This is a genomic window from Streptomyces sp. NPDC096132, from assembly GCF_044763345.1.
In the GTDB taxonomy this organism is placed as follows: domain Bacteria; phylum Actinomycetota; class Actinomycetes; order Streptomycetales; family Streptomycetaceae; genus Streptomyces.
Window position 1 is genome coordinate 23,159 of the sequence record NZ_JBIWGA010000043.1, and the last position, 26,294, is coordinate 49,452.

Sequence of the window (26,294 nt, forward strand, 5' to 3'; positions counted from 1 at the left end):
CCGTGTCGGGCGCCCGGGAGCGCATCAAGCCGTACGCATCCCGGAGGAATCCGTGACCGATCTGGTCATCCGCGCTCTCGACGAGAGCGACGTCCATCTGTTCGACACCCTGCCCGACCCGCTGCGCGCCGCCGACGCGTTCCGCAACGCCACCTACCGGCCCGAGTGGAAGCGGGTCGCCCTGCGCGACGGCCGGGTCGTCGCCCGCGCCGCCTGGTGGGGCGGGCCCGACGACACCGAGCCCCGCACCGTCGAGTGGTTCGACTTCGCCGACGGCGAGGAGGAGGCGGGCGCCGAACTGCTGCGCAGCGCGCCCTGGCGGGTCGGCCTGGACCTGGTCCTGCCCGGCGGCTGGCGCGAGGACGCCGTGCAGCGAGCCGCCGCCGAGGCCCGCTACGCCGCCGCCCGCGCCGCCGGCCAGTCCCTGCTCGTGGAACGCTTCGTGTACCGCTGGACCCCGGAGTGCGGCCTGCCCGAGCGCCCCGGCCGCCTCACCTTCGCCCCGGAGCCCGACGACGCGGTGTTCTTCGACGCCCTGCGCCGCATCCACTCCGTCACCCTCGACGCCCACGCCCGCAAGGCCATCCAGGAGGGCGGGCTCGACCAGGCAGCCCAGGAAGAACTGGACTTCTTCCGCTGGTGCCCGTCCCCGCGCGAGTGGTGGCAGGTCGCGTACACGCCGGACGGCGACCTGGCCGGCCTCCACATCCCGGCCCACAACCCCTCCGGCCCGTGCGTCGGCTTCATCGGCGTCCTGCCGGAACACCGGGGGCACGGCTACGCCTACGATCTGCTCGTCGAGTGCACGCACCATCTCGCCGAGCGGGGTGCCGAGTTCATCGCCGCCGCGACCGACCAGGGCAACTTCCCCATGGCCGCGCACTTCGCCAAGGCGGGCTACCCGATCGTCCGGGAGCGGGCGAACTTCGAGCTCCGCTGACGCCCGGGCCGACTGTCGGACCCCGGTGGCATGCTGGGCCCAGGAGTGATCCGCGGCGAGCGACGGGGGCGTGATGGGGTTCGACGGCGAGGTCTGGTCCGTACGCGGCGCCGACGGCAGGGAGGAGATCGGTGACATCGTCGTCGAGGACGCCGACTTTCCCTTCCTGTCGGGCCGCTTCAGCGCCGCCGGTCCGGCGTTCGACGCCGTCGAACCCCTCTTCACCCGGGAACTGTCCCTCATGGAGGACGAGAACTGGGAGGAGTGGGAAGCCGTCCAGGGCGAGATACGCCGGCGGGTGACGCTGGTCTCGCCACGCGGGCCGGTCCCCGAGTTCCTGCTGCACATCGAGGGGGACACGGCCTGGTTCCGGTGGAGCGACGAGCCGTTCGAGGACGGGTGAGTCAGCGCTCGCCGGCGTCCAGCAGGGTCTCGGCGTCGGCGAGTACCTCGGTCACCCGCAGACCGAACGCGGCGTCGCAGGGATGGGCCCTGCCGTCGCGGGCGGCGGCGAGCAGTTCGTCCACCGCCCGGGTGAGGGCGTCGGCGGCGCCGCCGGTGGGCTGCGGGAGCCGGGATGTCCCGGACGCGCCGTGCACCTCGACGGCCGCGCCCGCCGCCCCGGGCGGGGCCGTCAGACTGAGGGTCACGGTGCTGGAGGCACCGCCGGCGTGGTCCAGGACCAGGTGGACGGTGTCACCGGGGCCGCGTCCCGCGGCCGTCACCCGGCGGACGTCGCCGAGGACCGGCAGCAGCACCGACAGGGCGTGCGGGCCCACGTCCCACAGGGCGCCCTTCTCCCGCCGCCAGGGCGTGGCGAACGGGCTGTCGCTCTCCTCGGCGAACACCGAGCCCAGCCACTGGGCGTGCCCGGTGAACCAGCCCCCGGCCCCGGCCTGTTCGGCGATCCAGTCGCCGGTCTCGCCCAGGAACCGGGTGGTGAAGAAGACGACCGAGGCGACCCGGGCCTCCTCGGCGGCCCGCACCACGGCCCGCGCCCCGGACACCGTCGTCGCGACCGGCTTGTCCAGCAGGAGATGGCAGCCCGCCCCGGCGGCCCGCGCCGCCAACTCGGCCTGCACGTCCGGCGGCAGGGCGACGGCGACCGCGTCCACGTCCCCGAGCAGGGCGTCGACGTCGTCGTACGCCCGTGTGCCGTGACGGTCCGCCAGTTCCTTGGCGGCCTCCGGGCGGCGGCCCCACACCCCGGCGAAGTCGAGGCCGTCGTGCGAGGCGAGGACGGGAGCGTGGACCATCCCGGCCCAGGGGCCGGTACCGAGCAGACCTATGCGCATGGCGCCGACTCTCGCACACCGGCCCTGCCCGGGGTACCCCTGGTCAGAGCCTGTGTCATCTCCCCGGCCGGGCGCGCGACGCCTGGCACGTGCTCCCCCAGAGGGGGGACCCCCAGCCGCGTTGCCGAACCACCCACGTGGCTCCTCCCCCACTCTCGAATGCGCTCGAGCGGGGGAGCACCAGACGCCGCGCGCTGATCCGGCCGGAGATATGACACAGGCTCTCAGCGCAGCGACGGCGCGGTGAACCCGGTCAGCAGGGCGTCCGCCTGGTCCAGGCCGCTCTCCCGGGAGATCTCCCGCAGCGACTGGGCGGGCCGCACCGTGGCGAAGGTGACCCCGCCGTCCTGGACCAGATACCCGTACACGGCGGGCCTCGGCAGGCTGTTGTACGCCCACGGGGCGGAGAAATAGTAGGCGCCGGTGTCGTGCAGCACCACCACGTCCCCCTCGTCGAGCTCCGGCAGCGGATGCGCGTGGGCGACGACGTCCCCGGCGAAGCAGAGCGGTCCGGCGACGTCCTGCGGCACGACGGGCGTCCGCTTCGGCATGCCGTCCGGCCCGTACGCGGAGACCCGCAGTGGCCACGCCTGCGGCATGAACACCGTCCGGGTGGCGACGTGGGCGCCGGCGTGGGTGAGCGCGATCCGGCGGCCGCCCGCCTCCTTGACGTACTCGACGAGCGCGGCCGTGAAGCCGTTCTTGGCGAGCAGGGAGCGGCCGAACTCGGTCACCACGCGGTAGCGGCCGTCCAGCAGGGCGGGCTCCACGGCGGTGAGCGTGGCCACGTACTCGGCGTAGGTGGGCGTGACGCAGTCGTCGGCGAAGTTCACCGGCAGCCCGCCGCCCAGGTCGAGACTGGTGATCTGGCGCCGGCCGACGTGCGCGTTGATCTCCTCGGCCAGCCGGTGCAGCGCCGCGAGCCCCTGCGCGATCAGCGGCAGGGGGCAGCCCTGCGAGCCCACGTGCGCGTGCAGCCGGGTCAGCCACGGGCGCCGCGCGAAGGCCTCGACCACGCGCGCCCGGGCGCCGGGGTCGCGCAGGGCCACGCCGAACTTGGAGTGTGCGGTCGCGGTGCTCATCGCCCCGATGGAGCCGCCGCCGACCTGCGGATTGACCCGCAGCCCGATCACGGACGCGGAGCCCGCGGGGCGCAGCGTGTCGATCCGGTCGAGCTCGGGGAGGTTGTCGGCGTTCAGCGCGACGCCCAGTTCCAGGGCCTCGCGGAGCTCCCGGCGGGTCTTGGCGGGGGAGTCCAGCACGATGCGCGCCGGGGCGAAGCCCGCGTCCAGCGCCAGCCGCAGCTCGCCGGGGCTCGCCACCTCGCAGCCCATCCCCGCGTCGGCGAGCAGCCGCAGCACGGGCACCAGGGGGCAGGCCTTGGCCGCGAAGGCGTGCAGCACGTCCGGCACGCCCGCGAACGCCTCGTGCAGCGCCGCGACGCTCTCGCGCACACCCCGGACGTCGAGGAAGCCGGCCACCGGCCGGTCCTCCGTCAGGAGCCCGTCGGCGACGGCCCGCCGGACGGCGAGCGCGAGGTTCTCGGTGGGAAGCGACACGTCATGGTCTCCTTCGCTGAGGGGCGGCGGGACACCTGCGGGTCCCTCTCCAGGGTCACCCCGGAGGAGCCGCACGTCTTCGGCGTACGGTCCAAGGACAACCGGAACCCTTGTGTCCCCGCACAACCTCAGGAGGCCGGCGGGGCGGCCAGCCGGACCGCCAGGGCCAGCAGCAGCCGGGTGTCGGGGTCGTCCAGGTCCACCCCGTACCGCTGCCCGACCCGGCCCAGGCGGTAGCGGAGGGTGTTGGGATGCACGCGGAGACGACGGGCCGCCTCCGGGACGTCGTTCCCGGCCTCGAACCACACCGCCAGCGTCCGCACCAGTTCCCCGCCCGCGGCGAGGTCCGCCCGCACCAGGTCGTGGACCGGACCGGCGCCCGACTCCCACACCGGACCGGCCGCGTCCAGCATCCGCAGCACCTCCAGCGCCGCCGCCACCCCGGCGGCGTCCGAGAAACGGGCCGGCCGGGGGCGCCCCGCGGCCAGGGCCCGCGTCTCCCGCTGCCGCAGCGCGCGCACCACCAGCACCGCCCGCTCGTGCGACCACGCGGCCCGCTCCGGCGGCCCGACCGGGCCGACGCCCAGCCACACCGCCCCCGCGTCCGGCAGCGACGACACGGCCGCGTCCAGGTCGCGCACGACGGCCCGTACGGCGTGCTCATGGTCCGCCGCCGCGCCCTCCCCGGTGAGCAGCAGCGCCAGCCGGTCGCCGTCCCGCAGGACACCCGTGCCCGGGCGGAGCGCCGAGATCTCCAGGGCGAGCACGTCCAGGGAGCGGTTGTCGGCCCGGCCCGTGGGCCGCCGCTCGGCCACCACCACCGCGCACGGCGCGTCCGGGGACAGACCCAGCGCCCAGGCGTGCGTCCGGCGGTCGCCGAGTCCGTGCAGCAGACCGCGCAGGGCGGCCTCCCGGCGGTGCGCCGTCCCGCTCTCCCGCAGCCGCTCGCGCACCAGCAGCGGGGCGGCGAGAGCGGCGGCCGTCCGCAGATGACGGGCGGCGTCCGGGGCCAGCGCGGCGCCGTCCGCGGCCGCCCAGATCGATCCGAGCACCTCCCGGCCGCTGCGCACGGCGACCACCAGCCGCTCGGGACTGTCCCCGTCGGCCGCCCGGTGGATCACGTCCGGCGAGGTCCACAGCGCGCGCAGCAGACCGCTGCGGCGCAGCTCGGCCACCCGCCAGTCAGGCACCCGCCCGCCGAGGATGACGGTACGGCGCAGCGCGTCGGCGCCGGGGCCGGTCGCGGAGTGGGCCAGCACCCGCAACCGGGTGTCCTCGATGGTGATCGACCCCTTCACGTACGCCGCGACGCGTGCCGCCAGCACCGCGAGCGAGGGCGCCGCCTCCGGGCCCCGCAGCGGCTCGGTGTCGTCGGCCCGGCCGGCGCCGACGTAGGACAGCGCCGACCGCAGCAGCGCGGCGGCCTCCGCCCAGTCGGTGCCGCCGGCCCGGACGAGCAGCGCGATGCCGGCCTCGCGGGCCACCGGTACGAGGTCCTCGTCGGCCTCCGCCGGTACGACGGCACAGGCGCCCCGGCGGGCGGCCTCGCGGACGGTCCCGGCGTCCGGTGGAGCCCCCACGGCCAGCAGCAGGACACCCTCCTGACCGGGGCTCAGGTCGTCCAGGCCGACCGCGATCCGCCGCACCACGGCGTCGGGCGCGGCGGGCGCGCACAGCAGGCGCAGCGCGTGGCCGTCCTCGAAGGCCAGCAGGGACCGCAGCGTCACGGCCGCCGGGGTCGCGTCGTCCATCCGGGTGTACTCCTCGCGGGTCGGGGAAGTAAGCGCTTGCCATCGCCAGCGTCACCGCCGGCACCACCGCCGGCCACCAGGAGGCCACCGTCCATGGCGTCGTCGTACGAACGCCCCCTCGACCACCGCTACCGTGGCGAACACCCGATCCGCACCCTCGCCTACCTCCTGCGCGCCGACCGCCGCAGCCTGGCCGGAGCGGTCGTCGTCTTCACCGTCAAGCACAGCCCGGTGTGGCTGCTGCCCCTGATCACCGCGTCCATCATCGACACCGTCGTCCAGCACCAGCCCCTCGCCCGGCTCTGGACCAGCACCTCCGTCATCCTGTTCATCCTGCTCGTCAACTACCCCCTGCACCTGCTCTACGTGCGCCTGCTGTACGGCAGCGTCCGCCGCATGAGCACCACCCTGCGCTCCGCCCTGTGCACCCGGATGCAGCAGTTGTCCATCGGCTACCACTCCCGGGTCAGCGCGGGCGTGCTCCAGGCCAAGGTGGTGCGGGACGTCGAGACCGTGGAGCAGATGGTGCAGCAGACCGCCGAGCAGGGGCTCGGCGCGCTCACCGTGCTCACCGGCGGCCTGGTCATCATCGCCGTGCGCACCCCGGAGTTCGTGCCCGTCTTCCTCGTCGTCGTGCCCGCCGCCGCCCTGCTCGTCGACCGGCTCCGGGCCCGGCTGCGCGCCCACAACGAACACTTCCGGCACGAGGTGGAGAACCTCTCCTCCCGGGTCACCGAGATGACCCGGCTGATCCCGGTGACCCGCGCCCACGGCCTCGAGGGCAAGGCGCTGCGCCGCATGGACGGCACCCTGCGCCGGCTGCTCACCTCCGGCATGCGCCTCGACCTGCTCAACGGCCGGGTCGGCTCGCTGGCCTGGGTGCTGCTCAACGTCATCGGCGTCCTCGTGCTCACCGGCGCCGCGCTGATCTCGTACCACGGCCTGTGGGGCGTCACCCCCGGCGACGTCGTGATGCTGAGTGCCTTCCTGACCACCCTCACCAACTCCACCACCACCCTCGCGGGCCTCGCCCCGGTCATCTCCAGGGGCCTGGAGTCGGTCCGTTCGGTCGGCGAGGTCCTCCAGACGCCCGAGCTGGAGGACAACGCGGGCAAAACCGAAGTCGCCTCCCTGCGCGGTGCGGTGACCTTCGAGGGAGTCGGGTACGCCTACGACGAGGGCGTTCCGGCGGTGCGCGACCTCACGCTGTCCGTCAGGCCCGGCGAGACGATCGCGCTCGTCGGCGCGTCCGGCGCGGGCAAGTCCACCGTCCTCAACCTCGTCATCGGGTTCATCAGACCGACCGCGGGCCGGCTGCTGCTCGACGGCACCGACATGAACACCCTGGACCTGCGCACCTACCGGCGGTTCGTGTCGGTCGTACCGCAGGAGTCGATCCTCTTCGACGGCACCGTCCGCGAGAACGTCGCCTACGGCATGGAGGACGAGGCCGACGAGGAGACGGTCCGCGCGGCCCTGCGGGACGCCAACGCACTGGAGTTCGTGGAACGGCTGCCGGACGGTCTGGACACGCTCGTCGGCGAGCGCGGTGCCCGGCTGTCGGGCGGGCAGAAGCAGCGGCTGGCCATCGCCCGCGCCCTGATCCGCGACCCCAGGGTGCTCGTCCTGGACGAGGCGACGTCCGCGCTCGACACCCGCTCCGAGGCGCTCGTCCAGCAGGCCCTCGCCCGGCTGCTGCGCGGCCGTACGACCTTCGTCGTGGCGCACCGGCTGTCCACGGTGCGCGGCGCGGACCGGATCGTCGTGATGGGGGAGGGACGCGTGCTCGAGACCGGCACCCACGACGAACTCCTGCACCGCGGCGGGGCCTACACGGACCTGCACAGCGGACAGCTGGCATGACGCGGAAGGAGGGGCCCGCGTGACTCAGCGTGCGTACCCGCGTTACGTACGGCACGAACCCGCGTGGCGCGATCGTGCCCCCGGAGGGTGACTCGTCCGCCGCGTGCGCATGATTCGCCCAGGTCCGGGCACACGCAGCGCAACAACCGAAGAGAGGGGCGCTCGTGATCGTTCCGGACCCCAAGGTCGCCAGGACGTTGCTGACCCGGTACGCGACGCTGAGGATCGCTCAGGCGGAGCAGGAGCGGCCGGAGACGGCCCGGGAGCTGCGTGACGTGACCTACACGCTCTGTGTGCTGATGGGCACGTCCGACGTGCGGGAGGCGCTCGCGGCGGCGGACGCCCTGCTCGAGGCGCGCGCCGCGGCCGCCGGCAAGGGACTGTCGCTCGCCGTCTGAGCGGCGACCGGCGCGGCCGGGACCCCGGTGGGGGCCGGCCGCGCCGCCTCAGGAGGCCGCCGAGCCGCAGCGGTCGGCGTGCCGGGAGCCGGTCTTCGGGGCCGGTCCGGCCAGCCACTCCGCGATGGTGCGGGCGATCGGCTGGCCGGTGTCCACCTCCACGAAGCCGAACTGCCCCGACTGGTTGCACTCCAGGAACCACCAGGTCCCGTCGGCGTCCTCCGCGAAGTCGAAGGCGCCGTACGCCAGTTCGGCATCCCGCAGATACGTCCGTACGGCCTCGGCGAGGCGCGGCGGGACGTCGGCGGGGCGCCACGGCGTGGTGGAGGGCGCGTACCGCACGTCCACCACGTCGGGGTCGGCGCCCGGAACCGTGTCCTTGCGGGCGGCCAGGATCCGGTCGCCCACCGCGGTCAGCCGGATGTCCGCCCGCTTGGCGACCCGGCGCTGCAGCAGGGTCGGACCGTAGGCGACGGCCGCGAAGTCGGCGCCGGGCGGGACCCGGGTGGTGGGCACCGCCCGGGGCGGGTCCTGCGGATGGGCCCCGGACACCGGTTTGACCACCAGGTCCGGGTAGCGCTCCGCGAAGTCCCGCGCGGCCTGCGGGAAGCTCGTGATGAGGGTGGCGGGTACGGGCAGCCCGCTGCGCTGCGCGAGCCGCAGCTGCCACGGCTTGTGCCGGGCGCGCAGGGACGCGTCCGGATGGTTCATCCAGCGCGCCCCGGTGCCCCGGAGCATGCCGTAGAGCGCCTGCGAGGCCTCTTCCGTGAGCCATGCGGACGGCTCGGCCGCCCGCGCCGCCGCGGCGCCCGGCCGGCGCACCCACACGGACCGCAGTCCGTCCAGGCTCACCAGCCGGCCGGCCGAGGACAGATGGCCCCGGAAGGCACCGTGGACGTATTCGCCCGAGAGGGCCACGGTGCTGGTCAGATCGGCCGGGTCGAGCCGGACGACCGGGACGCCCGCGGCGTTCAGGTGCACGACCACCATGTCCGCCGTGACGTCCTCTTCGCAGGTCAGGATGAGCACGGTCATCTTGCGCGGCCCGTGCTCAGTCGTCGAAGTGGGTCTTGGAACCCGCCGTGGAGGTGGTCGTCCCCAGTTCTCTGAGCAGGGCGTGGTCACGAGCGGCGACTCGGCCGTCGAGGAGTACGTTCAACTGCAGTCCGGGGTCATAGGCGTACGGAGTTGCGAACTCCAACTCCGCCGCAGGGCGTGCGTAGTTGAGCGCGAACGGTTGCATGTTCTCTCCCTCGTCGGTACTGCCTCGATCAAGCGGTGCCGCTGTGCGACGTCACTCGGGCCCGCGTATTGGTGCGACCTTCAGTCACTTATACGAATCGAACGGGTGGTTGGTTTCCTTACTCTCCGTGATCATCGGCGAGTCGGGACCCGAACAGGGCGCGGAGCAGGGGAGATGGGTCGAGCAGGGGGTGAAAACGTCTTCAAACACGGTCAGTTGGGATCCCCGCGCGGTCCGGGGCGCGGCGCAGGGAGCGCAGGGCGAGCAGCAGGACACCGATGTCATCGAGGTAGACCGGATCGGGCAGTATGTCGGCCGGTAGCACGAAGTACAGGACCGCGCCCCAGAACACCCAGCGCGGGCCGGTGGGGAGGCCGGCGCGTCTGAGGTCCCGGCGGGCCCGCACGAGCCGCACCAGGACCGCGGCGGCGCACGCGAGGAGGGCCGCGGCCAGTACCGCGGCGACGATGACGAGCGTGGTGGTCGTGTCCACGGGCCCTCCCTCCGGGGTCCGTCGCGCGGCGTGCCCTTGTTTTCGATTTCCCCGATTTCGGTACCCGAATTCCCCGTTTCCGACGGGATTACCGCATCGGGGGAGGCTGAATCCGGTCGTTCGGCGTGCGCCGGGCGCTCACACCGGTGCGGCGGCCGGGTGACGGGATGTCGCATATGCCCGTAGTAATGGACAGCGTCACGTCGCGAGTCGCTACCGGTCGGACGGCTCGGTCACATCAGCGGGGCCGGGGGCCTCGTCCTGTTCCCGTGTCGGATCAGGCTCCTCGTCCCGGGGCCGCCCCTGAGGCGGCGTCGGGCGCAGACCCATGGTGGTCTCCTTGAGGCGCTCCAGGGTCCGGCCCAGTTGCTGGAAGGGCGAGGCTCCCTTCTTCGCGGGTGCCGGCCGTTGCGGCTCACCGGTCCCGGCCTCCGCCGCCGCCTCACGATAGGCAGCCAGCGCCTCGTGGGCCTGCTCGGCCGCCTCCCGGTACAGGTCCCGGGACTGCGTCATCGCCTCCAGGGCCTCCTTGTACATGGCGACCAGCTCGCGCTCCCGGGCGAGTTCCTCCTCCAGGGTCAGCAGCTGCCACTTCTCCCGCAGCAGGGTGAGCGCGGCGTCACCGCCCTCCGGCAGCCGCGCGGGCAGCGCGGCGTACCGCCGTACCGCGTCCAGCACCTCGGTCGGATGCGAGCCGTCCAGGAAGACACTGCGCACCGAGAAGTCGTCGGCGGCGTACCCGTCCGGCGCGGGGCTGCCGGGCAGCACCAGCGCACCGCCGCGCGGCACCTCGACCCCGAAGTCCTTCAGGGCCCAGTTCACCGTGCGCAGCTGGTGCGGCGCCGCCCGGTGCTCCACCACCCGGTGGTGCAGACCCGGCGGCAGCAGGGAGACCAGGGACCGCCGGCCCCGGTCGTCGGGCGTCATGGCCTCGTGGACGACGACATCGACGGTCCACGTGTCGCGCAGGGCGCCCCGCAGGGTGCGGCGCAGCTCCTTGTCGTCGGCGGGGAGCGGGTTGACGTCCAGGAACCGCAGACCGGTCACGGTCTCGTGGCCCCACGCGGTGTCCGTCTCCCACGGCCAGAACATCTCGGCGGGCGACGGCCACCGCAGGTCCCAGGGCCGCTCCGCCTCCGCGACCAGCGTCCACTCCTGGCCCCGGCCCGACCACTCCGCCAGCTTCAGCCGGGCGCGTACGGTCACGTCCTCGGGCACCTGCCAGCGGGCCTCGAAGGCCGACTCGCCCTCGGCGGTCTCGGCGTCGGGCAGCTCACGGAAGTCATGGAGCGTCCCGCTGTCCTTGAGCGCCTGGAGGTGTTTGCGCAGTACCTCCGGCGCGGCGGGGCCGGTGTGGCGGCCACGGCCGAGCCAGACCGTGGAGGGGGTGGTGGGCGGGGCGGTCGCGGAGATGTGCATGAGTCCGTTCGTGAGGGATGGACGGGGGGTGATACGCCAAGGCCAGTATCGCGCGCCGCGCGGTGTGCTTGATCACGCGGGGCCGGGCCCGGCCCGCCCACGGGCGTCGGTCGTACCCGGCTGAGGTGCGCCTTCCCCACCGCGCGGGCCGTCACGCCTCGCGCGACGCACATTCGTACGGGGTGTGCGCCGAGCGCACGAGGTGGCCGCCGTTCACCTCGGTCGCCGTCCGCACACCCGTGGGCACACAGCGCCACGGCCCCCAGAATCGACTGCGACGGCCAGGACTCGCCCACCATCCGCGTCGGGGCGAGCCCTGGCCGCCTCGGGTCCTCAGCCCAGATAGGCCAGCTCGGGAAAATGCCGCCGGTAGGCGTCCAGCAGACGGTTGGCGACGGCGTACGAGTCGATGAGCGGGTGGATGGTCAGGGCCCGGACCGCGTGGGCCCGCTCACCGGTCGTGGCGGCCCTCACGACCGCGCGTTCGACCGCCTTGACCGAGCAGACCAGACCCGTGCCGTGGTCGGGCAGCGGGGCCCCCGCGATGGGGTGGGCGCCGTTGGCGTCGACATGGCAGGGGACCTCGATGACGGCGTCGTCGTCGAGGACGGGGATCCGGCCGCGGTTGCGGACGTTGAGGATGAGGGTGGCCCGCTCGTCCAGCGCGATGGCCCGCATCAGGGCGAGGGCCACCTGCTCGTAGCCGCCGGACTCCAGGTCGCAGGAGTCGCGTTCCCCCATGCCGACGGCGTCGCGGTTCTCGGCCATGTAGGTCGTCTCGCGCTCCAGCCGGGTGGCGTCCCAGGCGTCCCACGCGGCCCGGGGCACCGGCGGGCGGCCGTCGGCGGAGTCCAGGGAGTCGTAGAAGCGCTGCTGCTGGGAGTGGAGGAAGGCGCCCCGGGTCTGCTCGGCGGCCCGCGCCGAGTGCACCGACTCGCGGCTGAAGTAGTAGTAGTGCAGATACTCGTTGGGCAGCGCGCCGAGCGTGCGCAGCAGGTCGGCGCCGAACAGCTTGCCCTCCTCGAACGAGGTCAGCGCGGCCTCGTCGGCGAGCAGGGACGGCAGCAGGTCCCGGCCCTCGGCGTACAGGCCGCGCAGCCAGCCCAGGTGGTTGAGTCCCACGTAGTCCAGGCGGGTGCGCGCCGGGTCGACGCCGAGCGCTCCGGCCACCCGGCGGCCGAGGCCCACCGGGGAGTCGCAGATGCCGATCACCCGGTCGCCGAGGTGCGCGGTCATCGCCTCGGTGACCATGCCGGCGGGATTGGTGAAGTTGATGACCCAGGCGTCGGGCGCCAGGGCGGCGACCCGGCGGGCGATGTCGAGCGCCACGGGGACGGTGCGCAGCCCGAAGGAGATGCCGCCCGCGCCGACGGTCTCCTGGCCCAGGACGCCTTCCTCCAGGGCGATGCGTTCGTCCGCCGCCCGGCCGGCCAGCCCGCCGACGCGGATGGCGGAGAACACGAAGTCCGCTCCGGTGACCGCCTCGTCCAGGTCGGTGGTGACGGTGACGGCGGGCGGGTCGGGATGCCCGGCCGCCTGGTCGGCGAGGACCCTGCGGATGGTCGCCAGCCGGGAGGCGTCCAGGTCGTACAGGGTGACGTCGGTGACGCGGCCCGCCCCGCGGTCGCCCAGCAGCGCCCGGTAGACCAGCGGGACCCGGAAGCCCCCGCCGCCCAGGATCGTGAGTCTCATACGCCGACCACCTCGTTCATACGTCGGTCACCTTGCTCATACTTCGACCACCTCGACCCCCGCCTCGCGCAGCCGGCCGCAGGTCTTCTCGTCGCCGGGTGCGTTGGTCACCACGACGTCGAGGTCCTCGGGGCCGCACACCCGGGCCATTCCGGTGCCGGGGAACTTGCCCGCGTCCGCCAGCAGGACCACCTGGGCGCTGGCGGCGATCATCGCCCGCTTGACGGGCACCTCGACGGCGGTGGTGTCCAGCACCTGGCCGTCGGGGCGCACTCCGCTGGTGCCGAGGAACAGCCGGTCGGCGTGGACCTGGCGCAGGTTGTCCTCGGTGAGGAACCCGACCAGCGAGCGGTAGTCGCGCCGCACCACGCCGCCGAGCAGGATCAGCTGGATGTCCTTGTCGTCCTGCAGCTCCTCGTAGACGGCCAGATTGCTGGTGATCACGGTCAGGGACCGGCCGTGGAGGTGACGGGCCACCCGGTGAGCGGTGGTGCCGATGTCGAGCAGCACGGTCTCGCCGTCCATGACGAGATCTGCGCACCAGGCGGCCAGGGCGTCCTTCGCCTCGACGCGCACGCCGGCCACGTCGGCGAACGGATCGTCCTCGCCCAGGACGGGGGCGGCACCGCCGTAGACCCGTTTGAGCAGGCCCTCGTCCTCCAGTTGTGCGAGGTCACGGCGGATCGTGGCCTGACTCGCCCCGACCTTCTCGGCCAGGGCGACCACGGAGATGGGCCCGTCCGCGCGCAGCGCACGCAGGATCAACTGGTGTCTTCGGTCAGGGAGCATGCGGCTGACCATACTCGCGAACGCGCCAAACTCAAGCAAAGTCACGCATGAATGTCTCGATACATGCTTGACCCTTGTCAAACCCGCGCACCGGGTGCACTCTCTTGCGTAATTCCGAGCGGATCCGGACCCCACTCCGGTCGGCCGAAGCGGATGAACGGTGCATGGCGCCGTCACGGACGCGTCGGCACCGTCTGAGAGGACCAGGTCACACACCCCGGGTGGCTGAAGGGTTCCACCCACGCCGATGCTCTTCAGCCACCCGGCCCACCCGTCGCGCCCCATCGCGGCCCACGACTCACCGGTCCTGTCCGACATGCCGGACACGTCGAGCCCGCCGAAATCTAGGAGAAGATCGTGGACCTTTCCCGCAGACGATTCCTTCAGGCCGCCGTACTGACGGCCGCCGCGGCCGGCGCCACCGCAGCGTGCGGCGGCGGTTCCGGATCGAGCGGCAGCAAGGACAGCAAGAACCTGACCCTCTGGTACTGGTCCGGCGGACTGAGCGACAAGGTCGTGGCGGACGCCAAGAAGCACTTCTCCGACATCACCCTCAAGACCTCCGTGGTCGGCGGCGACTTCAAGACCAAGCTGCTCACCGGTCTGCGCGCCGCGCAGTCCGCCCCGGACATCACCGGCATCAAGGGCGAGGACATCGCCTCCTTCCTGCCGAACGCCAACCGCTTCATCGACCTGAACACCGTCGGCGCGGACAAGCTGGCCCCGCAGTACCTGTCGTGGAAGCTGAAGCAGGCCACCACCCAGGACGGCAAGCTCATCGGCTTCCCGATCGACATCGGCCCCTGCGCCACGTACTACCGCGAGGACCTCTTCGCCAAGGCGGGGCTGCCCACCGACCCCGCCAAGGTCTCCGCCGAACTGGCCACCTGGGACGACTACTTCAAGGCCGGCGTCGAACTGCACAAGGCCATACCGAAGACCTATCTGATCAACAACATCGGCTCGGTGTTCGGGATGGTCATCGGCCAGGGCACCCAGCGGTTCATCGACGAGGACAACAAGTTCATCGGCGACCAGGACCACATCCGCACCGCCTGGACCACCGCCGTGAAGCCCTACACCCTCGGCATCGACGCCAAGATCAACGACAACACCTGGAACGCCGCCATCAGCGGCGGCACCCTGGCCACCGAGATCGGCGCCGCCTGGCACGCGCTCGACATCAGCAACGCCGCCCCGGGCACCAAGGGCAAGTGGCGGGTGGCGAGCCTGCCCGGCGGGGCCTCCAACCTCGGCGGGTCCTTCCTGGCCATCCCCGCGACCAGCGGCAACCCCGAAGAGGCCTTCAAGATCATCAGCTGGATCCTCGACCCCGAGAACCAGGCCCGCGGCTTCACCGACGCGGCGCTCTTCCCGACCGCCCCCGCCGCCTACAAGCTGCCCGCGCTGACCGGAGGAGACGCCTTCTTCGGCGGTCAGAAGACCATCGAGATCTTCGGTCCGGCGGCCGAGAAGATCCCCGCCGCCTACGAGGCCCCGGCCGACGCGGCGGTCTCCGCGCCCTACTACAGCGAACTGACCAGCATCGAGGCCAAGGGCAAGGACCCGGACGAGGCCTGGAAGGACGCGGTCAGCCAGGCCAAGCAGATCGCCCAGCGGCAGGGAGTGAAGTGACATGTCGTCCAGCCCGGTAGCCGGCCCGGCACCCACCGGACCGACCTCCGGACCCGACACCGGACCCACCGGCAAGCCCGCTCCGGACCCCTCGCGCGGTCCGGGGCGGCGCGCCCCGCGGATCCGGCCGGCGTCGGCCGGGGCCCGGCGCGGTCCACGGCGGAAGGTCGCCCGGTACTGGCCGCAGTACCTGGCCATCTCGCCGTACTACCTGATCTTCTCCGTCTTCATGCTCTTCCCGGTGCTCTACACCGTGTATCTGGCGTTCCAGAAGTGGGACGGCATCGGGGACATGCAGTTCGTCGGGTTCCAGCAGTTCCGCTTCCTGTGGGACGACCCGATTTTCTGGCTGTCCATCCGCAACACGCTGGTCATCTGGGTGCTGTCGACCGTGCCGATGCTCTTCATGGCGCTGGTGCTCGCGGTGCTGGTGAACTCCACCAAGCGGTTCACGGCCTTCTACCGGGTCGCCCTGTTCATCCCCAGCATCACCTCGCTGGTGGCCATCGCGATCTTCTTCGGCGCGATCTTCAGCAACAATTTCGGTCTGATCAACGCCATCCTGCGGTCCCTGCACGTCTCCGCCGTGCCCTGGATGAGCAACGAGTGGACGATCAAGCTGGTGATCGCGGCGCTGATGACCTGGCAGTGGACCGGCTACAACGCCATCATCTACCTGGCCGGCCTCCAGGCGATCCCCTCGGAACTCTACGAGGCCGCCCGCATGGACGGCGCGGGCCCGGTCCGCATCTTCTTCTCCATCACGATCCCGCTGCTGCGGCCGATCATCCTGTTCACCGTGGTGATCTCCACGGTCACCGGCCTGCAGAGCTTCACCGAGCCCCAGGTGCTGTTCGGCAGCGAGGCCGCCACCAACCCCAACTCCGGCGGACCGGGCCAGGCGGGCCTGACCACGTTGCTGTACTTCTACCACCAGGCCTTCGACAACAACGACTTCGGTTACGGGGCCGCGATCGTCTGGGCCTTCTTCCTGCTGATCCTGCTCATCGTCGTCATCAACTGGCGCCTGGTGCAGCGTAAGGAGCGACGGCCATGAACGGCTTGAACCGCAAACGCCTGCGAGGGCTCAGCGTCCATGTGATCCTCATGCTCGGCGTCGTCATCTCGGTGTTCCCGTTCTACTGGATCGTCGTCATGGCGACGAACACCTCGCAGGACATCTACCGTTACCCGCCGAAGCTGTGGTTCGGCGACAACCTGCTCACCAACCTCGACCACCTGTTCGCCAAAATGGACTTCTTCGGGTCCCTGTTCAACACGGTGATCGTCGCGGTCTGTACGACCGTGCTGGTGCTGTTCTTCGACTCGCTGGCGGCCTTCGCCTTCGCCAAGTACGACTTCCCCGCCAAGAAGTTCCTCTTCGGCGTACTGCTGTCGATGTACATCCTGCCGACCCAGCTGGCGATCATCCCGCAGTACGAGATCATGGTGCAGCTGGGCTGGCTCGGTACCCTCAAGGCGCTCATCGTGCCCGCCGCAGCGAACGCCTTCGGCATCTTCTGGATGCGCCAGTACACCACCACCAGCGTCCCCGACGAACTGCTCGACGCCGCCCGTATCGAGGGCGCCGGATTCTTCCGGCTGTACTGGCACGTGGTGCTGCCGTGCGTGCGCCCGGCTCTGGCGTTCCTCGGCATCTACACCTTCATCGCCGCCTGGAACGACTACATCCTGCCGTTGGTGATGCTGGTCAACCCGGACAAGCTCACCCTCCAGGTGGCGCTGGCCCAGCTGTACGCCGGCCACTCCACCGACTACAGCATGGTGATGTCCGGGGTGCTCCTGTCGGTCATCCCGCTGGTGCTGGTGTTCACCTTCTTCGCCCGCGGCTTCATCGCCGACGCGACCAAGGGGGCCCTGCGCTGACGCCGTCGGGGGACGACTGGAGCCGGGCCGAGGCCTCGGTCGGCCAGACCGCGGGGCAGTGGGTGCCGTCGCGGGGGGTCTCGAGGGTGATCAGATAGGTGTCGACGGCGTCGCGCGTACAGGGGCTCTGCCAGTAGGCGCCATGGCCGGCGCCGTCGTAGGTGAGGAGCACGGCCTCGCGGCCGATCTGACGGGCGGCACCTGAGGCCCACGCGTACGGCGTGGCCACGTCGTACCGGCTGTTGGTGATCAGGATCGGCGGCGTGCCGTCGACCTTCAGCCGGCGCTGCGGATTGGTCACCTCCGTCGGCCAGTCCTGGCAGCCGGTCAGGTCCGTCCAGGAGAGGGTGCTGAACCGGGCCACGGGGGCGAGCCGGGCGAGCCGGCGCTGGTAGGCGGCGAGCGTGGCGTACGACGGCACGTCGAGGTCGTAGTCCTGGCAGAGCACCGGGTAGTACGCGAACTCCGCCGGTTCGCCGAGCAGCCCGGCCGAGCGGGCCACGGTGGGATCCGGGGCGTTCAGGTCGACGAGGAACTCGGCGAACCGGAACCAGTCGGCGGGCGTGTACAGGAAGTTGAGGGACAGGCTCTGCAGATGCTCGACGGGGAAGACGTAGTCGCCGTCCAGGACCAGTTCACCTGCGGCGGCGCGCCGGTAGAGGGAGTCGAACAGGGCACGGACGTCGCGGTCGTGGAGCACACAGGACGGGGTGCGGGCGCACCAGTCGGCGAACTGGCCGAACGTCTCCTCCCTCGCGACCGCCCTGGTCTTCTGGAGGGACCAGGCGTCCAGGCTGTGGTCCATGGTGGAGTCGAGGGTCATCGCGCGGACGTGGTCCGGGTAGCGCTCGGCGTACTGCTGGCCGATGCCGGTGCCGTAGGACACGCCGTAGTAGCTGATCCGTTCCTCGCCGAGGCCGGTACGGATCGCCTCCATGTCGCGGACGACGCTCGCGGTGTCCATGTGGTCGACGAGCGATCCGGAGACAGCGCGGCAGTTCTCCCCGAGCGCGCGGTTCGCCCGGCGGAGGGCGGTGAAGGAGGCGGCGCTGTCCGGGTAGAGCAGCGAATCCTGGGCGGCGATCAGCTCCTCGTCGCACCGCACCGGGTCGCTGAGGCCGACGCCGCGCGGGTCGAAGCCCACGATGTCGAAACGCTCCAGCAGGGCGGGCGAGAAGGAGAAGGGCGCGCCGAACGCGAAGCTCACACCGGAGCCGCCCGGGCCACCGGGGTTGATCAGCAGCGAACCGATCCTGCGCTCGGGGTCGGTGGCGCGGTGGCGGGCGAGGGCCAGGTCGACCGTGGCGCCGTCCGGCTCCTGCCAGTCGACGGGGACCTCGAGGGTGGTGCACTCGAACGTGCCCTCGCCGTAGGGGGATTCACAGGGCTGCCACGCCAGGTGCCCCGGCGCCGCGCTCCCGGGCGAGGGCGCGGCCACGGAGGTTCCGCCGAGCAACTGACCGAACAGGGCGGTGACCAGGACGCCGACGGCCAGTCGCCCGCGCCGTCTCGGACGCGGGGCGGGCGGGGGGTTGAACGGCACGGGAGATCCTCCACGGCTCGGGAGCGCACAGATGGATCACAGCATCACCTCAACCCCCTTGAAAAACAAAGGAGGTGATGAATCATCAGGAGCCGTGCCCAATGCCGGGCACGGTCCGAAGGGGCATCCGACCCCCGGCTGTCGGGCCCTGAGGGCGGGCCGGGGGACTGGTTGGTCAGGGCAGGTCGACGTGGTGGCGGGGAGCGGTCAGGCGCTCGTCCTCGGTGGGGCGAACGACAGGGCGGATCCGGAGAACTCGTGGAGCGCGCCGTGGCCCTGGCCGGGCGCCCGGGTGTTCCACCCGGTGCACGTCCCCAACGGGACGGCCACCATGGGGGCGCGCACGCCCGCCGTCTCGTTGCCGTGGGAGTCGACGGCGGGGACCAGCACCGCGTACCGGCGCGGGGGGTCGGGGACCGGCGGCACGGTCGAGCGGTCCACGAAGGACAGTTCGCTCGGCCCGTACGGACGCGGGGCCGACGGCACCGCGGGAAACCGCCTCGCCCACTCCTCCCCGCTCACCAGGGTGCCGTCGGCCACCGTGGGCACCGCGCTCGGCGGCGGCTCCACGCCCTCGCCCACCTAGGCGTCCAGCGCGTCGAGCACGGCCCGGAACAGGGCCGACGTGGCCACCACGTTCCCGAGGTGGGTGCAGCCCCACTTCGTCGGCGCCACAGGCGTCGGATCCGCTACATGGGCGCTGGACGACGTGCTCATGCGCCGCCCCGCTCACGGGGGAGCTTCTGCCCGGCCTCGATCGCCACGGGCAGCCGGTTCTCCGCCGGTGGCAGCGGGCAGGTGGCCAGGTCGGTGTAGGCGCACGGCAGGTTCGCCGCCCGGTTGAAGTCCAGGACGACCGTGCCGTCCGCGGCGGGCGGATCGAGTGCCAGGGCCCGGTTCACCGCGTAGGTGGTGACGCCGGAGGTCGCGTCGGTGAACAGCACCAGGAGACTCCCGGCGGCGCGCCCGGGGAAGGCGGTCAGGGCCAGCGGGCGTCCGTCGAGCTCGAACTCGACCCGGCCCGGCGCCTCGTACACATGCTCGAGACCCTCGACCGCGGCGCCCACGGTCGTCGGACGCGGCGCGTCGAAGGCCGTGTAACGGCCGGTCACCACCCAGCGGGGGTGCGGCTCGTAGGCCGGGGTCCCGGTGAAGCCGGTGCGCAGCGGGGTGTCCGGGTGCCGGGGGCGGACGATGTCGTGCCCGCCGCGCCTGGCCACCTCGATCACGGCCTCGCCCCAGACCGCGTCGACCCCGCCGCGCTCCGGCAGCACCCCGAAGCGGTGCTCACCCCGGACGGGGGTCCCGTCGACTACCAGCTCCTCGCGGTCGTCGAGGACCACGACGACCCCCGCGGCGCCGGTCGACCAGGCACCCGGAGCGTCCGGAAAGCGCCGCGGCGTCCCGTCGAGCCAGTGCAGGCCGGTGATCGCCAGGAACCCGTGCGGGGCGGCGAGCCGGGCCTCCTGGCCGCTGTGCCACTCCTCCCACGCGCGGGTGAAGGCCCGCGGGTCGGCGGGGGCGTCCTGGACGGTCACCGACGTGTCCTTGACGGTCATGCGTACTCCTTCGGTTCCTGCGGCTCGCCGGCGGCCGGGCGGTGACGACCGCCGGGGATCGCCGCGAGCAGTTCACGGGTGTAGGCGTGGCGGGGGGCGGCGAACAGCTCCTCGGCCGTGCCGGTCTCGACGACGCGGCCGGCCCGCATGACGGCGACCCGGTGGGCGATCTGCCGTACGACGGCCAGGTCGTGCGAGATGAACAGGTACGCCACTTCGGTGTCGGCCTGGAGCTCGGCGAGCAGGTCGAGGACCTGGGCCTGCACGGACACGTCGAGCGCGGACACCGGCTCGTCGCAGACCACCAGGTCCGGCGAGAGCGCGAGGGCACGGGCGATCGCGACCCGCTGCCGCTGCCCGCCGGACAGCTCCGCCGGGCGGCGGTCCAGCACCGAGCCGGGCAGCGCCACCCGGTCGAGCAGCTCCCGGGCCCGGGCGACCCTGGAGGCCCGGTCGCCGACCTTGAACGCGCGCAGCGGCTCGGTGATCACCTCGGCGATGGAGAAGCGCGGATCCAGCGAGGCGTACGGGTTCTGGTAGACGAGCTGGGCCCGGCGGCGCAGCTGTCTGGCCCGTGCCCCGCGCGCCGTGGTGACCTCGGTGCCGTCGAACAGGACCTGCCCGGAGGTCGGATCGGTCAGCCGGAGCACCATGCGGGCGGTGGTGGACTTCCCCGAGCCGGACTCGCCGACCAGGGCCAGGGTCCGTCCGCGGTGCAGCGTGAAACTCACGTCGTCGACGGCGCGCAGCGTCATGGCCGAGCCCCCCGTATGGGGGAGCCGGAAGTCCTTGACCAGGCCGCGGACCTCGACCAGCGGGGTGTCCCCGGGGTCGGGGGCGGCGGCCGCCGAGGCACGGGGGCGGGCCGTGGTCAGGCTGGGCGCACTGGCCAGCAGCCGCCGGGTGTACTCGTGTCGCGGGTTCTCGAGGATGTCGCGGGTCGGACCGGCCTCGACGACCCGGCCCTGCGACATGACGACGATCCGCTGCGCCCTGTCCGCGGCGACACCGAGATCGTGCGTCACGAGCAGCACCGCGGTGCCGGACTCCTCGGTGAGGTGCCGCAGATGGTCGAGGATGACCCGCTGCACGGTGACGTCGAGGGCGCTGGTCGGCTCGTCGGCGATGATCAGCCGGGGGTTCGCGGCGATCGCGATGGCGATCAGGGCCCGCTGCCGCATTCCGCCGGACAGTTCGTGCGGGTACTGGCGTGCGCGGGTGGCCGCGTCGGGCAGCCCGGCCCGGTCCAGGACGTCGACGGCCAGCGACGCCGCGGTACGGCGGGTCGCCAGTCCGTGGATGCGCAGCACCTCGGCGACCTGCTCGCCGATGCGGGTGACCGGGTTGAGGGACACCGTCGGGTCCTGGGGCACCAGGCCGATCCCGGCTCCCCGTACGGCGCGCAGCTCCCGCTCCGACAGCGCGGTGAGGTCGTGCCGGCCGAAGCGGACCGTGCCGGCGTCGATGCCGCCGTTCGCCGCCAGCAGCCGGACGACCGCGTGCGCGGTCGTGCTCTTGCCGGAGCCGGACTCGCCCACCACCGCGGTCACCTGACCCGGCCACACGTCGAGGTCCACACCCCGCACGGCCTCCACCGTGCCGCCGCCCGTGCGGTACGACACCGACAGACCGCGCACCTCCAGCAGCGGAGCCTCGGACCCCGCGGCCTCGTCCGTCTCGGTTTCCTTGGTCATCGAGTCGTCCGTTCCGGGTTCGTTCGTTCCGGGTTCGTTCGTTCCGGGTCTGTCCGTCGTGGGGCCGGTCATCGCTGTCGGGACCATTCGCCGTCCAGTGCCCGGGCGATGCGGTTGGCGGCCAGGCCCGTGGCGGCGATCGCCAGCCCGGGCAGTGCGGTGAGCCACCATGCGTTGGCCAGGTAGTTGCGTCCGTCGGAGATCAACGTGCCCCATTCCGGTGCCGGCGGGGGCGCCCCGTAGCCGAGGAAGCTGAGCGCCGACACGGCGAGGACGGCGGCACCGAAGTCGAGGGTGGCCAGCACGATCACCGGGCCCGCCGCGTTGGGCAGCACATGCCGGCCCAGCACCGAGTACCAGCGGGCCCCGCAGGAGCGGGACGCCTCGACGAAGACCGCCTGCCGCACCCGCAGGACCTCCGCCCGGGTCACCCGGGCGAACTGGGCGACACTGGCGATCCCGACCGCCACCGCGACCTTCACCGTCCCGTAGCCCAGCGCGGTCACCAGGGCCAGTGACAGGAACAGCGCCGGGATCGAGAGCAGTACGTCGACGACCCGCATGAGCGCGTCCTCCACCCACCCCCCGACGAACCCGGCGACCAGGCCGATCAGTCCGCCGACGACGAACGCGACCCCCACCGCGATCAGCGTCGCCTTCAGCGACAGCTGGGCACCGTGCACCACCCGGGAGAACACATCGCGTCCCAGTTCGTCGGTGCCGAACCAGTGCGCTCCGCTCGGGCCGCGGAAGTTCTCCGACGGCACCCCGAGGAGCGGATCACGCGAGGTGAACAGCCCCGGCCAGAACGCGGCCAGTACCACCAGCACCACGACGACCACGGACGCCACCAGGCCGGGTCGGCGCAGCAGGAACCGCAGGAGCCGCCGCAGTTTCGGGCCGTGTCCCCGCTCCGGGGGGAGGTCCGCCTCGGCCGGGCGGGCCGGGCCGGGCACGAGGCCGGCGGGGGCGCCGTCGGCGAGGATCTGACTCATACGGGACTCACCTTCCTGCCCGCGGCCACCACGATCCGCGGGTCCAGCAGCGGATAGACGAGATCGACGAGGAGATTGGCCGCCACGAAGATCAGCGCCCCGAACACCACGACCCCCTGGACCAGCGGGATGTCCTGGACCGTGACCGCGGCGGCCGTCACCCGGCCGAGCCCGTCGCGGGAGAACACCGTTTCGACGACCACCGAACCGGCGATCAGCTGTCCGGCCAGCAGCCCGACGATCGTCAGCGCCGGCAGCGAAGCGTTGCGCAGCGCGTGCCGCAGATGGATCCGCAGCCGGCCCGCGCCCTTGGCCCGGGCGGTCTCCACATAGGCCTGATCCAGGGCCGTGAACAGGCTCTTGGCCAGGACCTGCGCGACCAGCGCGCCGGTCGGGACCGCCAGCGTCAGCGCCGGCAGCACCAGCCCCCGCAGCCCGTCGTTGCCGAACGCCGGGAACAGCCGCACCCGGAAGGAGAACAGCTCGACGAGCATCAGCCCGACCCAGAACGTCGGCACCGACACCCCCAACGGCGGCAGCGACAGCAGCAGTTGCCGCAACCACCGCCGGGTGGTGCAGGTCGCCACGACCGCCAGACCGCCGCCGAGGAGCACGGCGAGCAGCAGCGCCGCTCCGGTCAGCTGGAGGGTCTGCGGCAGCGCCTCGGCGAGGGTCGAGGTCACCGGCCGGCCGGTGGAGACCGAGTCGCCGAAGTCGCCCAGCACCGCCCGGCCCAGATGGTCGGCGTACTGCACCGGTACCGGCTTGTCGAAGCCGTACTGGTGCCGGAGCGCGGCGAGTTGCGCCGGATCGATCTGTCCCGAGTCCGCCCCGGCCCCGGCCATCGCCGAGACCGGGTCGCCGGGGAGGTACTGAAGGACGAGGAACGACACGGTGTAGGCCGCCCACAGCACTCCGACCGCCTGCGCCAGCGGCTTGATCACATAGCGACGCATGCCGACCGCTAGCCGATCCAGGTGTCGTGCAGCTGGATCCGGCTGGACGCGTCGAAGGCGAGGTCGTGCACCTTCTTCGCCACCCCCAGCTGGGTCTGCAGCTCCACCACGGGGACGACGTAGGCGTTGCGCACGATCAACTGCTGGGCCTGGCCCACCAGTTCCTTCCGCTTGGCCGCGTCGGTCGTCGCCGCCTGCTGGTTCAGCACCGTGTCCAGACCGCTCGCCGGCAGGTGGTAGAAGTTGGCCAGCCCGGTGGAGTACTGGCTGCGCAGGATGTCCGGGTCGGCGCGGGTCAGGTTGCCCCACGCGACGTCGAAGTCACCGGACTGCAGTGTCGGGGCGAGCTGGGTGATCGGGATCTGCTTGAGCACCAGGGCGATGCCGACGGCCTTGAGCTGCTGCTGGATCAGTTCCAGCGCCGGCTGGTTCGTGGCCGAGTTGGGGATCCACACGACGGTCAGGCTCAGCTTCTTGCCGTCCTTGACCCGGATGCCGTCACTCCCGGCCTTCCAGCCGGCCGAGTCCAGCAGGGACTTGGCCTTCGCCGCGTCGGTGGTCAGCTCGGAGCCCAGATCCGCGTAGTCCGGCGTGGTGCGCGCCAGGATGCTGGTCGCCGGTTCGGTGTCGGTGGGGAACACGGCGTCGACGATCTGCTGCCGGTCGACGGCGTACTGGACGGCCTGACGCACCTTCACGTCCTTGAGCGCGGGCCGGGAGTTGTTCAGCCCCAGATTGAAGACCACTCCGGGATTGGCCCGCCGCTGAAGGTTCGCCTGACCGCCACTGAGCGCGGCCTCGTTGGCCTTGCCGACGCTGCCGATCGCGTCGACCTGGCCGGACTGCAGACTGCCGGTGCGCACCCCCGCCTCGGGCACCACGTTGAACACCAGCTTGTCCAGGTACGCCTCGCCCTTCTTGCTCCACAGCGAGGAACCCCAGGCGTACCCGGCGCGTTTGGCCAGCGTGATCGACTGGTTCTGCACATAGTTCTTCAGCACGAAGGGGCCGGAGCCGACCACTCCGTCGCTGCACTTCTCCTGCGGGCTCTTCTTCACGCTCGCCGACGATTCGATGCCCAGCGAATGGGTCGCCGTGGCCTGCAGGAACTGCGCGTTGGGCTGCTTGAACCTCACCCGGACGGTGAGCGGGTCGACGACGGTGGTGCTCTCCACACCGCTCAGGTATCCCTGGGCCAGGGTGCCCAGGGCGCCCAGTTCGGGCACGGCGTCGAAGTTGTCCTTGACCACCTGCGCGGTCAGCTCCGTGCCGTCGCTGAAGGTGACGCCCGATCTCAGATGGAAGGTGAACGTGGTCGTGTCCGCGCTGATGTCCCAGCTCTTCGCCAGCCATGGCACGATCTTGCCGGTCTTCGGGTCCTGGTCCGTCAGGGAGTCCACGACCTGGCGCAGCGAGTAGATGGTGTCGTTGCTGCCCACCTGCTGCGGATCCACGCAGCCGGCGTCGGAACCCACCGCGAAGGTCAGCGTGCCGCCGGACCGGGCGCTGGCGCTGTCGCCGCCGCTCGAACCGCCGGTGTCGCTCGACGAGCAGGCGCTGAGCAGGACGCTGCTGCTCAGAAGTGTGGCGAGGGCCGCCCGCCGGGTGGATCGGGAATGCGTACGCGCTGTCAAGGGATGGGTTCTCCTACTCCGGAGGCATCGCTCAAGTGCCCCTACGGGGCAGGGCGATGTGGGACCGGTGCGGCCCGGGGAGGGCCGGCACCGTGCGAAACGGTGGTGGGGCGAAGGGCACGCCGACGGTGGCGTGGGATCGCCGCAGACGCCGACGGCACGCGTCGGACCGGGAAATGAGGAGGGATCAGCCGTTACACAGGCAGGTGGTGACGCGCTGCAGATCGATGTGGCGTCGGCGCGAGAACCCGGAGAACATCACCGGGGGCGCGAGAGGGGCACTCGGCCGGGCACTGTCCCGCATGCTGGTCCTCCCCTCTCAGGCCCCGAGGACGGGGCCGCGCGCTTGCGGGATCGGCCTTGACCCCGCCGGGCTTTCACCTGGAGCACCCCACCGCGGAGGAGGGTTGCTGGTCAGCTAGCCAGGGCTGCACGCTGACACTCAATGCCGTTCTTGATCGTACGAATCGTTTCCGCCACCCGTCAATATCGCCGCGTCAGGACGCGGGGATGACCGGCCAGGACCGAGATGGTGTCGGCGGCGGGCGTGAGCGATGGTCATACCCTCCCGATGTCACGGTGACGGTACGGGCGGCTGGTTCGGATCACCCGGTTCGGTGCCGCCCATGTCGAGGCGGAACGGGGGATAGGCGTCCGTCATCAGGGCGGCGTAGGCGACGACCCGCAGCACCCACCGGTTCAGGCCCGTGATCAGGTCGAACAGGTCCCGGGGGTACTTCTCGGTGAAGGCCAGGATCACGGCGGCGATCACTGTCAGCAGGGCGACCAGTCCGCCCTCCCACCAGCCCAGGTGCCAGCCGCCGACGAAGAAGCCGATGACGAGGTAGTGCGGCATGGCCAGCAGCCACCACTTCACCAGGACCAGGCCCCGGGAGAGACGCTCGGGGTAGGCGACCTCCAGCCGCGCCGGGTAGCCGGGTTCCTCGCC

At 72.1% G+C, this 26,294-nt stretch carries 26 protein-coding genes and 1 riboswitch; of the genes, 7 read left to right on the top strand and 19 right to left on the bottom strand.

Annotated elements, in window-relative coordinates; genetic code table 11:
• The first annotated feature begins 52 nt into the window (after positions 1–52).
• A complete protein-coding gene (locus tag ACIRF9_RS48395; RefSeq protein ID WP_403836585.1) occupies positions 53–940 on the top strand; it encodes a GNAT family N-acetyltransferase in 888 nt (295 codons plus the stop codon).
• Positions 941–1,013: 73 nt separating this feature from the next.
• Positions 1,014–1,343 carry a hypothetical protein gene (locus ACIRF9_RS48400; RefSeq protein WP_403836587.1) on the top strand — a complete coding sequence of 110 codons (330 nt, stop codon included), beginning with the start codon at positions 1,014–1,016 and terminating at the stop codon, positions 1,341–1,343.
• 1 nt (position 1,344) lies between these two features.
• Here ACIRF9_RS48400 and ACIRF9_RS48405 read toward each other — a convergent pair whose 3' ends face one another.
• From ACIRF9_RS48405 to ACIRF9_RS48415, 3 genes are all read right to left on the bottom strand, one after another.
• Complete coding sequence (locus ACIRF9_RS48405) at positions 1,345–2,235, bottom strand: Gfo/Idh/MocA family protein (RefSeq protein WP_403836589.1); 891 nt, start codon at positions 2,233–2,235, stop codon at positions 1,345–1,347.
• A gap of 224 nt (positions 2,236–2,459) precedes the next feature.
• Positions 2,460–3,794, bottom strand: coding sequence for a diaminopimelate decarboxylase (locus tag ACIRF9_RS48410; RefSeq protein ID WP_403836591.1), 1,335 nt, complete (start codon positions 3,792–3,794; stop codon positions 2,460–2,462).
• Between the two features lie 128 nt (positions 3,795–3,922).
• Complete coding sequence (locus ACIRF9_RS48415) at positions 3,923–5,545, bottom strand: PucR family transcriptional regulator (RefSeq protein ID WP_403836593.1); 1,623 nt, start codon at positions 5,543–5,545, stop codon at positions 3,923–3,925.
• A gap of 93 nt (positions 5,546–5,638) precedes the next feature.
• Between ACIRF9_RS48415 and ACIRF9_RS48420 the strand changes: the two genes are divergently transcribed.
• Together ACIRF9_RS48420 and ACIRF9_RS48425 are read left to right on the top strand one after the other, a co-directional pair.
• The gene (locus tag ACIRF9_RS48420; protein WP_403836595.1) at positions 5,639–7,408 is read left to right on the top strand and encodes an ABC transporter ATP-binding protein; all 1,770 of its coding nucleotides are present in this window, start codon (positions 5,639–5,641) and stop codon (positions 7,406–7,408) included.
• A gap of 164 nt (positions 7,409–7,572) precedes the next feature.
• Positions 7,573–7,806 (top strand): DUF5133 domain-containing protein, encoded by a 234-nt coding sequence (locus tag ACIRF9_RS48425; protein WP_403836597.1) that lies wholly within the window; start codon positions 7,573–7,575, stop codon positions 7,804–7,806.
• 48 nt (positions 7,807–7,854) lie between these two features.
• On the opposite strand, the gene tgmB is transcribed toward ACIRF9_RS48425, so the two are convergent.
• The 6 genes from tgmB to ACIRF9_RS48455 all read right to left on the bottom strand — a co-directional run bounded on the left by tgmB (position 7,855) and on the right by ACIRF9_RS48455 (position 13,442).
• Positions 7,855–8,841 carry an ATP-grasp ribosomal peptide maturase gene (tgmB, locus tag ACIRF9_RS48430; RefSeq protein WP_403836599.1) on the bottom strand — a complete coding sequence of 329 codons (987 nt, stop codon included), beginning with the start codon at positions 8,839–8,841 and terminating at the stop codon, positions 7,855–7,857.
• A 16-nt stretch (positions 8,842–8,857) separates the two neighbouring features.
• Positions 8,858–9,049 (bottom strand): putative ATP-grasp-modified RiPP, encoded by a 192-nt coding sequence (tgmA, locus tag ACIRF9_RS48435; RefSeq protein ID WP_055632657.1) that lies wholly within the window; start codon positions 9,047–9,049, stop codon positions 8,858–8,860.
• 202 nt (positions 9,050–9,251) lie between these two features.
• Positions 9,252–9,542 (bottom strand): DUF1232 domain-containing protein, encoded by a 291-nt coding sequence (locus tag ACIRF9_RS48440; protein WP_403836601.1) that lies wholly within the window; start codon positions 9,540–9,542, stop codon positions 9,252–9,254.
• 213 nt (positions 9,543–9,755) lie between these two features.
• A complete protein-coding gene (locus ACIRF9_RS48445; protein WP_403836603.1) occupies positions 9,756–10,961 on the bottom strand; it encodes a hypothetical protein in 1,206 nt (401 codons plus the stop codon).
• A 333-nt stretch (positions 10,962–11,294) separates the two neighbouring features.
• Positions 11,295–12,653: a 6-phospho-beta-glucosidase gene (locus tag ACIRF9_RS48450; RefSeq protein ID WP_403836605.1), complete on the bottom strand. Its 1,359-nt coding sequence runs from the start codon at positions 12,651–12,653 to the stop codon at positions 11,295–11,297.
• A 36-nt stretch (positions 12,654–12,689) separates the two neighbouring features.
• Complete coding sequence (locus ACIRF9_RS48455; protein ID WP_403836607.1) at positions 12,690–13,442, bottom strand: DeoR/GlpR family DNA-binding transcription regulator; 753 nt, start codon at positions 13,440–13,442, stop codon at positions 12,690–12,692.
• Positions 13,443–13,799: 357 nt separating this feature from the next.
• On the opposite strand from ACIRF9_RS48455, the gene ACIRF9_RS48460 reads away from it, so the two are divergent.
• From ACIRF9_RS48460 to ACIRF9_RS48470, 3 genes are read left to right on the top strand one after another with little or no spacing between them, the layout of a single operon-like run.
• Positions 13,800–15,077, top strand: a complete 1,278-nt coding sequence (locus ACIRF9_RS48460; protein ID WP_403836609.1) for an extracellular solute-binding protein — start codon at positions 13,800–13,802, stop codon at positions 15,075–15,077.
• Between the two features lies 1 nt (position 15,078).
• Positions 15,079–16,134, top strand: coding sequence for an ABC transporter permease subunit (locus ACIRF9_RS48465; protein ID WP_403836611.1), 1,056 nt, complete (start codon positions 15,079–15,081; stop codon positions 16,132–16,134).
• A complete protein-coding gene (locus tag ACIRF9_RS48470; RefSeq protein ID WP_403836613.1) occupies positions 16,131–16,964 on the top strand; it encodes a carbohydrate ABC transporter permease in 834 nt (277 codons plus the stop codon). Before ACIRF9_RS48465 ends, ACIRF9_RS48470 begins: the two co-directional genes overlap by 4 nt.
• Here the strand turns inward: ACIRF9_RS48470 and ACIRF9_RS48475 are convergent.
• The 10 genes from ACIRF9_RS48475 to ACIRF9_RS48520 form a co-directional block, all read right to left on the bottom strand.
• A complete protein-coding gene (locus ACIRF9_RS48475) occupies positions 16,930–18,507 on the bottom strand; it encodes an alpha/beta hydrolase (RefSeq protein WP_403836615.1) in 1,578 nt (525 codons plus the stop codon). The two genes, ACIRF9_RS48470 and ACIRF9_RS48475, sit on opposite strands and share 35 nt — an antisense overlap.
• A gap of 207 nt (positions 18,508–18,714) precedes the next feature.
• Positions 18,715–19,077 (bottom strand): alpha/beta hydrolase domain-containing protein, encoded by a 363-nt coding sequence (locus tag ACIRF9_RS48480; protein WP_403836617.1) that lies wholly within the window; start codon positions 19,075–19,077, stop codon positions 18,715–18,717.
• Positions 19,078–19,089: 12 nt separating this feature from the next.
• On the bottom strand, positions 19,090–19,224 hold the full coding sequence (locus ACIRF9_RS48485; protein ID WP_403836619.1) for a hypothetical protein: 135 nt from the start codon (positions 19,222–19,224) through the stop codon (positions 19,090–19,092).
• Positions 19,221–20,066, bottom strand: a complete 846-nt coding sequence (locus ACIRF9_RS48490) for a DUF1684 domain-containing protein (RefSeq protein WP_403836621.1) — start codon at positions 20,064–20,066, stop codon at positions 19,221–19,223. Before ACIRF9_RS48490 ends, ACIRF9_RS48485 begins: the two co-directional genes overlap by 4 nt.
• Complete coding sequence (locus ACIRF9_RS48495; protein WP_403836623.1) at positions 20,063–21,760, bottom strand: dipeptide ABC transporter ATP-binding protein; 1,698 nt, start codon at positions 21,758–21,760, stop codon at positions 20,063–20,065. The genes ACIRF9_RS48490 and ACIRF9_RS48495 overlap by 4 nt, the downstream gene beginning before the upstream one ends.
• Before the next feature lie 68 nt (positions 21,761–21,828).
• A complete protein-coding gene (locus ACIRF9_RS48500; protein WP_403836625.1) occupies positions 21,829–22,755 on the bottom strand; it encodes an ABC transporter permease in 927 nt (308 codons plus the stop codon).
• Positions 22,752–23,711, bottom strand: a complete 960-nt coding sequence (locus tag ACIRF9_RS48505) for an ABC transporter permease (protein ID WP_403836627.1) — start codon at positions 23,709–23,711, stop codon at positions 22,752–22,754. Before ACIRF9_RS48505 ends, ACIRF9_RS48500 begins: the two co-directional genes overlap by 4 nt.
• Before the next feature lie 8 nt (positions 23,712–23,719).
• Positions 23,720–25,345 (bottom strand): ABC transporter substrate-binding protein, encoded by a 1,626-nt coding sequence (locus ACIRF9_RS48510; RefSeq protein ID WP_403836629.1) that lies wholly within the window; start codon positions 25,343–25,345, stop codon positions 23,720–23,722.
• 187 nt (positions 25,346–25,532) lie between these two features.
• A complete protein-coding gene (locus tag ACIRF9_RS48515; RefSeq protein ID WP_403836631.1) occupies positions 25,533–25,649 on the bottom strand; it encodes a putative leader peptide in 117 nt (38 codons plus the stop codon).
• A 33-nt stretch (positions 25,650–25,682) separates the two neighbouring features.
• Positions 25,683–25,795: riboswitch (SAM riboswitch) on the bottom strand.
• A 124-nt stretch (positions 25,796–25,919) separates the two neighbouring features.
• The coding region (locus ACIRF9_RS48520) for a DUF4389 domain-containing protein (RefSeq protein WP_403836633.1) at positions 25,920–26,294 on the bottom strand (375 nt) is incomplete at its 5' end.

What these genes read in the sequence shown, in the direction of transcription:
- ACIRF9_RS48470 (WP_403836613.1), top strand. Translation starts at nt 16,131, where the DNA reads ATGAACGGCTTGAACCGCAAACGCCTGCGAGGGCTCAGCGTCCATGTG.
- ACIRF9_RS48495 (WP_403836623.1), bottom strand. Translation starts at nt 21,760, where the DNA reads ATGACCAAGGAAACCGAGACGGACGAGGCCGCGGGGTCCGAGGCTCCG.
- ACIRF9_RS48445 (WP_403836603.1), bottom strand. Translation starts at nt 10,961, where the DNA reads ATGCACATCTCCGCGACCGCCCCGCCCACCACCCCCTCCACGGTCTGG.
- ACIRF9_RS48500 (WP_403836625.1), bottom strand. Translation starts at nt 22,755, where the DNA reads ATGAGTCAGATCCTCGCCGACGGCGCCCCCGCCGGCCTCGTGCCCGGC.
- tgmB (WP_403836599.1), bottom strand. Translation starts at nt 8,841, where the DNA reads ATGACCGTGCTCATCCTGACCTGCGAAGAGGACGTCACGGCGGACATG.
- ACIRF9_RS48515 (WP_403836631.1), bottom strand. Translation starts at nt 25,649, where the DNA reads ATGCGGGACAGTGCCCGGCCGAGTGCCCCTCTCGCGCCCCCGGTGATG.
- ACIRF9_RS48465 (WP_403836611.1), top strand. Translation starts at nt 15,079, where the DNA reads ATGTCGTCCAGCCCGGTAGCCGGCCCGGCACCCACCGGACCGACCTCC.
- ACIRF9_RS48450 (WP_403836605.1), bottom strand. Translation starts at nt 12,653, where the DNA reads ATGAGACTCACGATCCTGGGCGGCGGGGGCTTCCGGGTCCCGCTGGTC.
- ACIRF9_RS48420 (WP_403836595.1), top strand. Translation starts at nt 5,639, where the DNA reads ATGGCGTCGTCGTACGAACGCCCCCTCGACCACCGCTACCGTGGCGAA.
- ACIRF9_RS48415 (WP_403836593.1), bottom strand. Translation starts at nt 5,545, where the DNA reads ATGGACGACGCGACCCCGGCGGCCGTGACGCTGCGGTCCCTGCTGGCC.
- ACIRF9_RS48485 (WP_403836619.1), bottom strand. Translation starts at nt 19,224, where the DNA reads ATGAGCACGTCGTCCAGCGCCCATGTAGCGGATCCGACGCCTGTGGCG.
- tgmA (WP_055632657.1), bottom strand. Translation starts at nt 9,049, where the DNA reads ATGCAACCGTTCGCGCTCAACTACGCACGCCCTGCGGCGGAGTTGGAG.
- ACIRF9_RS48505 (WP_403836627.1), bottom strand. Translation starts at nt 23,711, where the DNA reads ATGCGTCGCTATGTGATCAAGCCGCTGGCGCAGGCGGTCGGAGTGCTG.
- ACIRF9_RS48400 (WP_403836587.1), top strand. Translation starts at nt 1,014, where the DNA reads ATGGGGTTCGACGGCGAGGTCTGGTCCGTACGCGGCGCCGACGGCAGG.
- ACIRF9_RS48405 (WP_403836589.1), bottom strand. Translation starts at nt 2,235, where the DNA reads ATGCGCATAGGTCTGCTCGGTACCGGCCCCTGGGCCGGGATGGTCCAC.
- ACIRF9_RS48455 (WP_403836607.1), bottom strand. Translation starts at nt 13,442, where the DNA reads ATGCTCCCTGACCGAAGACACCAGTTGATCCTGCGTGCGCTGCGCGCG.
- ACIRF9_RS48490 (WP_403836621.1), bottom strand. Translation starts at nt 20,066, where the DNA reads ATGACCGTCAAGGACACGTCGGTGACCGTCCAGGACGCCCCCGCCGAC.